General features: G+C 39.4%; 12 protein-coding genes. 7 read left to right on the forward strand and 5 right to left on the reverse strand.

Annotated elements, in window-relative coordinates; translation table 11 throughout:
- Positions 1–3: 3 nt before the first annotated feature.
- The 5 genes from FFJ24_RS24960 to FFJ24_RS26255 all read right to left on the reverse strand — a co-directional run bounded on the left by FFJ24_RS24960 (position 4) and on the right by FFJ24_RS26255 (position 7,104).
- Entirely contained in the window at positions 4–3,639 is a 3,636-nt protein-coding gene (locus FFJ24_RS24960) for a SusC/RagA family TonB-linked outer membrane protein (RefSeq protein ID WP_138819797.1), read from the reverse strand.
- 120 nt (positions 3,640–3,759) lie between these two features.
- Positions 3,760–4,890, reverse strand: a complete 1,131-nt coding sequence (locus FFJ24_RS24965; RefSeq protein ID WP_138819798.1) for a FecR family protein — start codon at positions 4,888–4,890, stop codon at positions 3,760–3,762.
- A gap of 87 nt (positions 4,891–4,977) precedes the next feature.
- The gene (locus FFJ24_RS24970) at positions 4,978–5,544 is read right to left on the reverse strand and encodes an RNA polymerase sigma-70 factor (protein WP_138819799.1); all 567 of its coding nucleotides are present in this window, start codon (positions 5,542–5,544) and stop codon (positions 4,978–4,980) included.
- 304 nt (positions 5,545–5,848) lie between these two features.
- Complete coding sequence (locus FFJ24_RS24975; protein ID WP_138819800.1) at positions 5,849–6,586, reverse strand: hypothetical protein; 738 nt, start codon at positions 6,584–6,586, stop codon at positions 5,849–5,851.
- 380 nt (positions 6,587–6,966) lie between these two features.
- A complete protein-coding gene (locus FFJ24_RS26255; RefSeq protein ID WP_168202549.1) occupies positions 6,967–7,104 on the reverse strand; it encodes a hypothetical protein in 138 nt (45 codons plus the stop codon).
- Positions 7,105–7,441: 337 nt separating this feature from the next.
- Here FFJ24_RS26255 and FFJ24_RS24985 point away from each other — a divergent pair, with 337 nt between their 5' ends.
- From FFJ24_RS24985 to FFJ24_RS25015, 7 genes are all read left to right on the forward strand, one after another.
- A complete protein-coding gene (locus FFJ24_RS24985; protein WP_138819801.1) occupies positions 7,442–8,350 on the forward strand; it encodes an alpha/beta fold hydrolase in 909 nt (302 codons plus the stop codon).
- 113 nt (positions 8,351–8,463) lie between these two features.
- The gene (locus FFJ24_RS24990; RefSeq protein WP_138819802.1) at positions 8,464–9,336 is read left to right on the forward strand and encodes a helix-turn-helix domain-containing protein; all 873 of its coding nucleotides are present in this window, start codon (positions 8,464–8,466) and stop codon (positions 9,334–9,336) included.
- 172 nt (positions 9,337–9,508) lie between these two features.
- Positions 9,509–9,832: a helix-turn-helix transcriptional regulator gene (locus FFJ24_RS24995; RefSeq protein ID WP_138819803.1), complete on the forward strand. Its 324-nt coding sequence runs from the start codon at positions 9,509–9,511 to the stop codon at positions 9,830–9,832.
- 6 nt (positions 9,833–9,838) lie between these two features.
- Positions 9,839–10,306 carry an SRPBCC domain-containing protein gene (locus FFJ24_RS25000; RefSeq protein WP_138819804.1) on the forward strand — a complete coding sequence of 156 codons (468 nt, stop codon included), beginning with the start codon at positions 9,839–9,841 and terminating at the stop codon, positions 10,304–10,306.
- Positions 10,307–10,312: 6 nt separating this feature from the next.
- Positions 10,313–10,699 (forward strand): DoxX family protein, encoded by a 387-nt coding sequence (locus tag FFJ24_RS25005; protein ID WP_138819805.1) that lies wholly within the window; start codon positions 10,313–10,315, stop codon positions 10,697–10,699.
- Between the two features lie 5 nt (positions 10,700–10,704).
- Positions 10,705–11,283, forward strand: coding sequence for a YdeI family protein (locus FFJ24_RS25010; protein WP_138819806.1), 579 nt, complete (start codon positions 10,705–10,707; stop codon positions 11,281–11,283).
- 996 nt (positions 11,284–12,279) lie between these two features.
- Positions 12,280–12,474 carry a hypothetical protein gene (locus FFJ24_RS25015; RefSeq protein ID WP_138819807.1) on the forward strand — a complete coding sequence of 65 codons (195 nt, stop codon included), beginning with the start codon at positions 12,280–12,282 and terminating at the stop codon, positions 12,472–12,474.
- The last annotated feature ends 416 nt before the right edge of the window (positions 12,475–12,890 follow it).

Here is a 12,890-nt window from a genome sequence, read left to right on the forward strand (position 1 = left end):
ATGTTATATTCCGAATTTGAAACCAAAGGTGTAGGCGGCTACAGGTCGGTCAGTTCCCGGCAAAAAGTCCGGGTTGTAACCATGGGTATTATTGTTCCAAACCATGCCTAAGTCCCTTGCCTGTACAAAGACATTGAAGTTTCTCAACTTTGCCCGCTCAAATATTTTTGCCGGGATATTGTAACTGAGGTACAGTTCCTTAAGTTGTATGTAGGATGAACTTTCAATGTAACTCGTTAGAAAAGGTGAGTATCGTGGCCAAATTGTAATGGCTGGGTCAGCCAATAATGGTGGCACTGTCGGGTCGCCGTCTAACACTTGTCTTACAAAACGGTTTGGTGCAGTTTTTCCAAATCCAACAAATGCACTTCCATAGTTGAATGAAGGGTTAAGAAAGTGGGCACCGAAGGTTCCGATGAGTTGCGCCGTCAGGGTAAAATTGCCAAAGGTAAATGTGTTTCTCCATCCCAGGGTATGCGGTGGAGTTGCAGTACCTGCATAGTGCATGTAACCCTTTGTGATGCCGTCATTACTTGCCAGCAGGGTTTGAGAATTAAATCCAAATCTGGCCCCATTTAATCCGTAAATCTGCGGCATTCCCGTGGCATCTACACCGGCATAGTCATACGTGTAGAATGAATTAACCGGCTGGCCCTGTACAAAAGCATTTCCTGGCGCAGTTAAGTTTGCATTAATTGGATTAGGAAAGTACAGATCGGTAACAACATTGTGGTTATATGCATAGTTTAGTGAAGTGCTGTATCCAATACCTGCAGGTAATTTTAATGTTGTTCCCAATTGGATTTCGATACCGCGATTTAGAATTTCTGCATTATTAAACTTTTGCGATGACGTACCGTATGCCTGCGGCAAGGCAACCGTTCCGGTAACCTCGGTACTCTGTTTGTTATAAACGTTAATGCTACCGGTCAGTTTATTTTTTAAGAGGGCAAAATCAACACCGAAGTTGATGGTATGTGTGCGCTCCCAATGCAGGTAAGGATTACCAAAACTGCTGATGGTAGCCGTGATTGTACCAGTTCCAACATTTGGCGATGTACCAACGTTAACAAGTGCCTGAGTAGATGTAGATTTATCTGCCGTGCCATTGCTACCGTAACTTGCGCGCAGGTGCAGGTAGTCTATCCAGTCGCTGGAGGATATGAAATTTTCTGCTTTAACATCCCAGTTACCGCCTACTGACCAAAATGGGGACCAGCGGAGTGAAGGGATTGAGGTAATGTAGTTAGAAGCATCACCACGAATGTTTAATGAAAGCGTATACTTTTTGTTATAGGTGATATCACTTGCCGCAAAATAAGAAACGTAACGGTCTAATCCATAAGATAATGTCGTGTTTCCGCCTTGAATCGAGGCCAGGTTGTCTCCTGTAACGGTTCCATTAGGGAAAAAATCTACTGAACTTCCGTATCCGTAGGGTGGAACTATCGACGTTAATGTAGCCGGATTGTAGCCATATAACCATGGGTATATTGTGCCATCTGTACGGTATTGCGATACCTCACCACCTATAATTGCATTAACATCAAATTTACGCCCTATATTTTTGATGTAAGAAAGTTGGCCCCTATAGTTATAATTGCTAACCTCTGTATCATTTTTCTGAAGAATCCCGCCTTTAGGGATATAAACATTGCCTACAACTTTGGTGGTATTGTTATATTGTAAATTTGTATTAACCAGATTCCTTACAAAATAGGTGTCGTCACTATAATGATTTTTTACCGCAGTTTTGCCACGTTCAATCTGCACCTTTGCATCCAGCGTTAAACCTGGTAGTAATTTTGCGGTTAGGCCTGTCTGGATACGGGCATTATAATTTGCCGACTGCAAGTCGCGACCCCTCATTTCCCTCAACAAGTTATAGCTCCAGTCTGGATAGGGAAATTTATTCATTGGTAATTGCGATAATATGTATGGATCAGGACCACTAGTACCAGTGTTGCCGCCTGCTGCCTGTTTTGCATAAGTCCCATCCGGGTTGAGCAGAAGCTCATAAGACGATAGTCCGCCGCCAAAAAGCGTAGGATAGCCATTCAACTCGGAAAGCGTTACCCCACTATTTTGCTGCCCGTTATACTGAAGAAAAGTATTAAAGTTAAACGTTAAAAATTTCGTCAATTTGTATTCGTTTGAAAAATTAATATCATATTTCTTAAATCCGTTGCCGATAAACCGATCCTTATTATCTTCTAACAATAGTGACAGATAAGTTTTAGATTTCTCGGTGTTATTACTCAAACTGACATTATACTGCTGTGTAATGGCATGTCGCATCAGGTATTTTTGAATCTGATTCCGATTATCTACTTTGCTCAACTCATCCAGGCCGGTATTCATCTCCGTGGTTGAGAGCCTGCCGTATTGGTTTGCAAACAATAATTGTTGGGCATTGGTAAGCGTGAAGGTAAAATCACTGGGAAACAGGCCGCCCTGATAAAAGAAGCCCGCAGTTGGATATATTTTTTTTGCAAAAGCCAGTTTTTCGTAGGCAATCTGATCGGCAGAGTTGGCAATGGTATAGATTTGGTCAAGATCTGGTCTTTCAGACACCCGTGTAAAAGCACTAACGTCTATCGATAATCCTTGTTTGCCCCTGCCTTTTTTAGTCGTTACAACAATTACCCCGTTGGCAGAACGTGCGCCCCAGATTGCTGAAGCTGCCGCATCTTTAAGCACATCCACACTTTCTACATCATTTGGGTTGATTGCCGAAAAATCACCATTCATTAAAGGGAAGCCGTCGATAACAATTAAAGGAGAGCGTTGGTTATTCGTGGTTCCCAAAGTTGAAATCCCCCTGATGGTAAATGCAATGTTGCCATTAGCGCTCTCCGAACCTTGCATACCCGCCACGACACCCTGCAACATGGACGAAAGGTCGGTGTTCGGGCGGTTTGCCAGCACCTCCTGACCAATGTGTTCAATCGTTCCGGATGCCCTGTTTTTTGCCAGCGTTTGGAAACCGGTAGACACGACTTCAACAGCACTTAACTCATTCGTTAAAACAGACATTTTAATTGTTCCAATTGCAGGTTTTGCCTTTACTTCAACCGGGTTGTAGCCCATAAAGGTAATCTCGAGAATATCATCTTCATTGATTCCTTTTAATACGAAATCCCCAAGGTTGTCGGTCAATACGATCGTACCTGTTCTTTGATGCCTAACATTTGCTCCAGGAAGTGGCTTTCCATTCCCATCCACTACGGTACCGCGTGCGTCAATAGCAAAAAATATAGGTTTAAATAAAGCGGGCGTTTCCTTTTCGCTAATCACCACCGTCTTTTTTTCGATGGTGTAGGTTAAGGCCTGATTGGATAAGCTGATCTTCAGGGCCTGCTCTAAATCGGTGTTTATAAAGTTTACACTGATGGGTTTTGCAGATCTTATCCGCTCGGCATTCCAGACAACGTTGTAACCCGTTTGCCTTTTAATCTCTGTAAAAAGTTGTTTAAGCTGGCCATTGCTCGCCTTAAAGGTAAGTTTCTGTGCGAATCCTGAGGCATTTACCTGCATCATGGAGATTATCAAAACAGCGGTAGTTAAGCGCATCGTGAGCAATAGAGGTCTAATACGGGATAGTTGAATACCCCATTTGTAAGTATAAATTTTATACATTTGTTTGAGTTTGGTTTAGTTGATCGATTTACAGTATTTATTGACTTTTTGCCAAACTTACGGCCAGAAGTGTTCCACCACTTTTGGCCTCTTTTGACATTAGTTAATAGTTCTTGGTAGCTATTTTTTCACTATAATCCTCCTTTCTCTGATCTCAAATTGTACATCCTTCGTTAACTGCAACATTCTTAAAACATCTGATACATTCGCAAATTTAGATATGCCCCCTGAAAAGAGTTTATTTCGTACACTTTCGTCCTTGTATTCCACTTCGAGATTATACCATCTCGCTATTTTTCGCATAATGGATTCCAAGGGTTCATCGTTAAATACAAATTCACCATTTTTCCATGCTATCGCTTCGGCGGCATTAACCTGCTGAACATTTATTATACCTTTAGACTGACTAGCTTCCTGTCCCGGAGTCAATATGGCATGGTTGCCCAGGTTTGAAACTACTTGTACGCGACCTTCTAACAAAGTTGTTTGGGTAGCCGCGTCATCACTATAGGCGCTCACATTAAAATGAGTACCTAATACTTTAATCTGCTGTCCATTAGTCTCCACTATAAACGGATGCATTTTGTCTTTTGAAACTTCAAAATAGGCTTCGCCCTCAAGCTTAACTGTGCGATAGCGATTTGCACTCAAATTTGTCGGATAGGTTAATTTTGATGTGGCATTAAGCCAGACTTTACTTTGATCAGGTAAAACGATTGCAAAGGTTTCTCCTTTTGCGGTGGCAAGGGTGTTTAATGTATTGGCACTTGCATTTACATTTTTTAGGTGATAAACAATCTGGCCGTCTGTTGTTTTAGTAATGGTAACCCCATTATCTTTCGCAATTGTGCCTTGTGAATCATCAGATAGTCGAATTGACTGTCCGTTTGAAAGAAGCAAGGTGGCAGCAATCTTACCAGGAGTGAAATCTTGCTTATATTGTTTAGCAACTTTTTTATCAACTTGACTGGGTACAAAGTAAATCCATACAGTGAATAAAATCATCGCTGCTGCAGCGGCAATTCCTGAGTATAAAGGCCAGATTTTCTTTGTTTTGCGGCGACTTATTTTTGCCTGGATCTGACTAAAAAGCTGGGCCTCCTTCAGATCAGCATTGCCTAATGCCTGGCTTGCCGAATCGTTTTCAACCGTTACTGAACTGTACCAGGCATTGTAGCGTGCAATTTCCTCATCTGAAACTTTGCCAATACTTATCTTTTCAGCCAGCTTTAAAAGCTCTTCATTGTTCATGTTACTCACAATATTTTATTACCGCGTACAGTAACATATAACTTAAAATGGCCGTAGCACCCAAGAAAAAATAAAATAATATTGAAACTAAATTAAGCTCATCAAAAAAGACAGGTTTCCCAATGTTTTTTTGAGTTTTTTAAGGCTGATATTCATTTGATTCTCGACTGTTTTTTCTGATATGCCGAGCTGCAGGGCAATTTCTTTATTGCTTAATAATTCATTTCTGCTTAATTGGAAAATCAATTTTGCACGAGATGGAAGTTTTGAAGTGAATTGTGCAATAATCTCTTTAAGTTCTTTTAATTCCAGTTCATTCTCGTCTGTTTCAGCACGGTGTTTTAATGTTAACGAACGGGCGAGGTATGCGTCTTTTACTTTTCCATGCCGAATAAGATTAGCAATTTTATACTTCACTGCAGCATGTAAATAGGGACGGAAAGAGTCTGTTAAGTGTTTTTCACGATTTGTCCATACCCATACGAAAATCTCCTGAACAATATCATCACAAGAGGTACTGTCCTTTAATACAGCATAAGCCGATTCGTATAATGATTTCCAGTAGCGTTTATAAATTTCATTGAAAGCGACATCATCCCCTGTTTTTAGCTGGGCAGCTAACTCACTGTCAGAGAGAAGATGGTAAGCGATCATGGCCGGTTTAAGAATACTAAAATTTGAATAATGTATCAGAACCGTGAATATCACTAAATTATTACAAAAGGCAAAATGTAACCCATTGATTAATGAGTGTATTTATAGCAAATCTGGAAGAAAATGACGCAAGCATACTCTTAGTTATCGAATAGCAAAGAAGCACAGTCTGCTAGATTTTTTTGACAAGGAGAGGGAATTGTCCGCTAATCACCTATTGAAAATGTAGCTTAAAAGTCTTCCTCATAAAATGCTCATATAAGTATTATTAGCTGAACCGGGGAAGTTTTTTGCCTGATATGTTTTAATTTTTGAATTTGATTACCGGTTTGCCATTTACGCATTCTATTTTCTCTACCGTTTTTATATTTGTGAAGTGATTTCCTTTATTTTCAGCTTTGATCACATTAAGGTTTAGCCTGTTGTATAATGAGACCTTTGCCTTGAATTCTTTATAGCCTGTTGTGAGTGAATAGGGAATATATTCCATGCTCATAGTCTGGTGGTTGATTAATCTGGTAAAACTCCAGTTTGCCTCACTGCTGCAGCTTAATGCGGAGGTCAGGATGTCGAGCTGGTTTTTGGTTGTGGTGACTAGTGATTTTGCTTCTTCAACCGGTAGGTTCTCCGCGGTAATCAGGTAAACTTTATCATTTTTACAATCCAGTCTAACTGGCTGGTCGGTGGTCCACAGGCTTTCAAAGCAGGGCTCTACAATTAACCCCTCTTTATACCAGGCAGCATATTGATTGTCGGTGAAATCGAGGTATTCCTTTTTAAGCCTTTCATATTTTTGCAGGTCAGAAGACAATATAGGGTAAAACTGCACGGAGCAATTGAACTCGATGGTTTGCACGGTTACCTGGGCTTTTTGGCTGCAAGGGATATTGGTTGATAGAGCCATGATCTCGTTACGTTTGGCAACTGCACGCTCTCCCCATTGGGCAGCGGTGAGTTCTTCTTTTTTACAGCCAGAAAACAACAGGGCAAGCGCAAAGCTAAGGGAAATGAATGAGGTAAGTGGTTTGGTTAAAAATTTCATATCGGTTGGTTATACTGCTTATACGGATAATTGTCAGCTAACGCTACAGCCCCGCCAATAAATAGGCGTTTTATTCTTTTTTTAGCAAAAAGTATCAGATGATATGATTGTCTAATTTTACGGAAAAAGGGTTCTAAATAGCCCATTTTCGCAAAAAGAATGGGCTATTTTTTAGGTTAGGATTTTCTGAACAATTCTTTAAAAATCTTTTTACAAAAAGCACATCCTTTGTGTAGCTTGTTCTATGGAAATTGTTTCGCTATTCGCTATACGTTCCATCATTCGTTTTGGGCCACCGGTCATGATCGAGCCTGGAGAAACCGGTAAAACCCGCCCTCCTTTTGGAGCAACTTCTTTAGAGCGTCCTTTGCTGTAATTAATCAGCCCGGCTTTTGCTGCCGCATAGGGTAGTGTGCTTTCATAGAATGGAAGTTTGCCTTTCCGGTGCCTTTGGTTCCGCCTGTTACCAGGGCAATCTTATTTGATAGTTCGCTGTTGAAATTAAATTGCATTTCCATTGTATATGTTTTTTGCAAAATTCAGGTATAGCATAGTTTCCCACAAGTACGGCGTTAAGATTCGGATAGTGTAAAATTAATCCATATACGATTCGTATTTCCGTATCGCAATAATTAAACATACTCAAGATATTTGCTTTATTATCATTAAGGATGTTTTCGGAGATGGGATTAATGTCTGATGATTTAATCGATAAGGATTCGATAAATATTTGTTTGTGGGAAAAATGTACAAGATTGTTGTCTGTTTGTCCATTCTTTAGGCAGGGTTCTCTCCCCACCTTTGTATTGTCAACAAACAACAAATATTTCAAACATTAATTTAAAAAAAGTAACAATGAAAAATCTAATCTTAACAACAAGCCTGATTATTACCTTAATTACAAGCCAATTTGCTTTTTCACAAAATAAAAGAGTTCCCGCTTCCGCCGGAAGGGCAGAATATATCGAAGTTGAGCCAGGTGTAAAACTTCATGTAACTGATCTTGGCGAAGGACAGCCAATTGTACTGATTCATGGATGGCCACTTAGTGATGAAATGTACGAATATCAATACCAATATCTGGTAAGGAAAGGTTTTAGGGTAATCGGTATTACCTTACGTGGTTTCGGTAAATCTGATAAGCCTTATGGGAAATACAATTTTGATGTTTTTTCTGATGATATTTATGCTGTTCTTCATACCTTAAAAATAGAAAATGCTGTTCTGGGCGGTTTCTCTATGGGCGGTGCCGTTACCATCCATTATGTAAATAAGTATAAATCTGCACATGTGAGCAAACTTGCGCTATTTGCGGCAGCTGCTCCATCCTGGAAACAACGTGCGGATTACAATTACGGAATATCTGAAGAAGGTGCTGCCGGACTGATCAAACAAACCATGACCAGCAGAGAAGATCTGATAGGCGGATTAGGTGCAGCATTTGCGGCCAAAGGTACCACACTTCAAAAAAATACAGAGAAATGGCTTGAAAGTATCAACTTATCTGCAAGTCCGTATGTAGTTACCGAATCTATCAGTGCCCTTGGCGATCTGGATTTGCGTCCTGTGCTTAAAAACGTAACCATCCCAGTAGCCATATTTCAGGGTACAAAAGATCAACTGATTGATTTTACGCTAGCCGAGCAACTACATAAAGGCTTAAAAAACTCATACATTGTAAAATTCGAGAATAGCGGACATGCACTTTTTGTAGAGGAGATGGATAAATTCAACTCTGAGCTAGAACAGTTTGCGAAAAAATAATTAAAAATTTGCCTGTAGGTTTAGATATCTACAGGTAATTTTCGTTTCAGCCCATAATAAAATCATCACGAAGAATCGTATTTTTATCTTTAACTTATTTGATTAGCCCGATTATGAAACGAAGCATTTTTGACGAGAACCTTAAAACCATCGGCATGTTAAATGTCGATTTACAAAGTATCGAAGTCATTAATTCCGAATCATATAAATCCTATATCAAGGTGCTTTATCTTAATGAAGGATTTGAGATAAAAGTAGATTTTAATGTATATACCACTTCTGGTCCAACACTATTCTTTATCAGTCCAAATCAGGTACTGAGCATCGAAAAACTTGGTGAGCAACCTGGTCGATTGGTTTTTTATAACCGCGACTTTTACTGCATACAGTTGCATGATGAAGAAGTTGCCTGTGATGGGCTCTTGTTTAATAACATCAATAATATGCCAATGACGGTGATACCGGCGCAGGATGCTGCTTTTATGGAATACTTGTTTTCGAGGATGGAAGACGAATTTGAATTGAAGGATGGCTCGCTGGAAGAAATGATTAGAACTTACCTTAAACAGCTCTTGATCAAGTCGACCAGATTATGGAAGGTACAGCACTTAGAAGGGGTGATGGCCGCCAGACCCAATAACGACCTCGAGTTTTTCAGAAAATTTACACAATTGGTTGAAGCTAACTTTAAACAAAAGCATAATGTTGCGGATTATGCCGACCGGATGATGATAGCCCCAAAAACGCTTACTCATCGGTTTAAGCGGCTTAATCTACCTCAGCCCAACGAAATCATCAAAAATAGGATTATGCTGGAAGCAAAAAGATTGCTGGTACACACCAACAGAACAGCAAAAGAAATTGCCTATGCGTTGGGTTATGAAGATCCTGCCTATTTTAGCAGATTATTTTTTATTAAAACCGGCGAATCTCCGTCTGGCTTCAGGTCCAAGTACCTAAATGTACAGGAAACGAAACAGGAATAATCTTATGTACTTAGGTTACGGAATTATAGGTAAGGCACTACTTACCCTGTAGAGTTTAATCACTTTAATTTTAATTGCTGATTTATAACAATTGGTTGAAAAGTAAAAAACTCTCAATAAAATTTGCGTAGTTAAATGACTACGCTTATATTTGTAGTCAAATAGCTACATAATGAATTTGAGAAGAGATGTATTTCAGGCGATTGCCGACCCTACCAGAAGGGCAATATTGTTGTTGGTAGCTTCACAGTCTATGACGGCTGGCGCAATAGCTGCCAATTTCGACACCGCAAGGCCAACTGTTTCAAAACACCTGCAAATTCTTACCGAGTGCGAATTGTTAGCGCAAAAACAAACTGGTAGAGAAGTGCATTACCACACTAATGCAAAAAAGATGAAAGAAATAGCCGATTTTATTGAGCCTTTTCGCAAAATGTGGGATGACAGGTTTAATAAACTGGAAGATATTATGCAGAACTATAAACCAGGCAAATAGCATAGCATGGAACAGAAAACAAAAATTGATGCCGAAAATGGCAAGCAGGAAATCGTAATTACGAGAGAATTTGAGCTGCCTGTTGATTTGCTTTTTAAAGCTTATGTAGAACCCGAAATTGTAGCACAATGGATGGGCACCAAAGTGCTAAAGCTGGAAAACAAAAAACACGGTAGTTATACTTTCGAAACTTCTGATCACAAGGGTAATGTAGCCTTTATCGCCAGTGGCGTAATCCACGAATTTGTACCAGATGAAAAAATTACGCGGACATTCGAAATGGAAAATACGCCGTTTGATCCTCAACTTGAATTTTTGACCTTCGAAAAACTGGACAATGAGCGGAGTAAACTCACCATGCATGTGATCTATAAATCGGTTGGGATGAGAGATCAGATTTTAGCACTTCCGTTTGCCCAGGGCATTAACATGGCACATAACCGGTTACAGGATGTTGTTGGTGAATCAAAATAACAGATCATGACAAAGAGAAACAAAATTATCTATTGGATTGCTACGGCATGGCTGTCATTAGGCATGTTATCAACCGGTATTGTACAGTTGTTAAAAATGAAGGAAGAAATAGCTCTTTTTAGCCAGTTGGGTTATCCACTTTATTTTATGACAATATTGGGGGGTTGGAAAATATTGGGTGTTGTTGCGGTGTTAATTCCTAAATTTACCTTACTAAAAGAATGGGCTTATGCAGGTTTTTTCTTTGCCATGTCTGGTGCTGTTTTCTCGCATATTGCTATTGGCGATACTAGTATTTCTGCCTATTTCGGGCCATTGTTGTTACTGGTGTTAATTGTGCTGTCATGGTATTTCAGGCCTGCAGAAAGGAAAATTGTTTCAACTAATCTATAATTACGATGAACTCAAAAGTTGATTTTTATTTTAATAAAACCAAAAAGTGGCAGGAAGCAGTAAATTTATTAAGAGGTATTGCGCTTGATTGTAAGCTTACCGAAGAATTGAAATGGGGCAGTCCCTGCTATACTTATAATGGAAGCAACATCGTTTTAATTCATGATTTTAAAGAATACTGTGCTTTTTTATTCTTTAAGGGTGCTTTATTGAAAGATAATGATGGTTTATTGATTCAGCAAACGGAAAATGTGCAATCGGCAAGGCAGATCCGTTTTACCACTGCAATGCAGATCGTAGAAAGGAAAGCGATTTTAAAAACCTATATTTTTGAAGCCATTGAAGTAGAAAAAGCCGGATTAAAAGTTGAATTAAAAAAAACGGCGGAATACAGTATTCCTGCTGAATTTCAAATTAAACTGGATCACATTCCTGATTTAAAAATCGCTTTCGAAGCCTTAACTCCGGGACGCCAAAGGGCTTATTTGTTGCATTTTTCGGCACCTAAACAATCCAGTACCCGTGAAGCAAGGGTTGAAAAGTTTATGCCGCAGATATTAAGTGGGAAAGGATTGAATGATTAGTTTTTTTGGTTTATCATCCTGAAGGATAATTTATTGTATAAAAATGAATATAATTACAGTAGAATTTTTCAAATACATCGGAGTGTTGATGACAGATATACAAGGGGCGTCATTTCGACCGCAGTGGAGAAATCTTTTTACCTCCGCTCTGTCCGTAGTTTAAGCATAGCGTCTCCTATGGATACAAGACTAAGATTGCGTTTATAAACTCCATAAAACGAGTCACAGACTCTTTTTAATTATTAATCCGTAGCGCCCTTCAGAACGTTACGGATAGGTACGAACAAATTGCGTTTCTGCTGCCCGTGCCAAAAAATACGAAGCTCTTTTTTGCCCGCTTTACCATAATTTTATTATATTAGGTTAATCAAAAGCGATGATAACCCAACTCAATCCATCTGATTAAAGATTCCCAAAAAAATATTCCAAGTCCACCTTTACGCCACCTTTACCCCACGTTTTGGCCACCTTTCGGCCAGGCGTGCCTAACACCTGCTTGCACATTGCTTAACCCTTGCTTCGGTGGAGTGATGCCCCTGGTGGAGATCAGGTAGATCAAAGATTTGCCTCGCTTTAGATCGGCAGGCTAACAATAGCTAAATAAAAGGTAAAGGGAAAGTTATCTTAAGGTATTGTTGTTGTATAACTGTGTCGGAGCAGCACGGTTAAAGAAACAATAAACGGCTGTCCTGATTTTTTTTATTCCGCCCTGTCCCTAGCGTTAAGCAGAAGCTCTATGGATACAAGATAAAATTGAGTTTATAAACTCCATTAAAATGAGTCACAGACTCTTCTATTATTAATCCGTAGAGGCCAATGGAACGCTATGGACAGATACGGGAGCGTCATTTCGACCGCAGTAGAGAGTCCGAAGGCTCTGCGAAGCAAAATCTTTAACATAGTTCAAAAATCTCTCCATTTCGCTTCAGTCGAGGACGACTTATTTATGTGAGCCATCTACTCCTTTTTCACTACATTTAATTACAAAACCGCTATATGCATACTTCATTTTACTTAGAGAAATTTCAAAAAGCAGCTGATGAGCTTGATCAAAAACGGCTTCGTGAAAAAGAAATCGAGGCTGCTTTTGGAGTGATTTTGGATTCCGTATTTTTAAAACTCTATAAAAAATCCTGGGCAAGTCCCCTTAACTGCAGCATCGAGGATTTTCTTCTCCAATTGGATAAATGATACCATCATTCAAGAACAAAAGATTTATTATAACATTCATGCATTTAAACTGAGGCATCTTAAAGGTTACGCCATACAAAGCAGGCCATTTGCCGATGTATTCAGGAGCAGTTTCAATCTTTTTTAAACCCAATGGCCAAATGTGAGTGTCAATTATGGCCGCTAACTTTAATGGAGGGTTGGGTAAATTGTGATGCGAACGATTTTCAAAATGAAATTTTATCGTTAGCCAATAATTTTATATCGATAGCACATCTTGTTGATGATACATTGATTCAATTCAAAAAATAAAGCCGGATTAAGGGGGTGATTTAAAGAAAAAAATAATCTTATATGCCTCTTATGTTTCCTTATATGGTTAGTTTTTTTATTGAGTGGTTTGTGGTTCTTGGAGGGCTTTGGTTCCGGCATTCGCA

Origin of the sequence: Pedobacter sp. KBS0701, assembly GCF_005938645.2 — a bacterium.
In the GTDB taxonomy this organism is placed as follows: Bacteria; Bacteroidota; Bacteroidia; order Sphingobacteriales; family Sphingobacteriaceae; genus Pedobacter.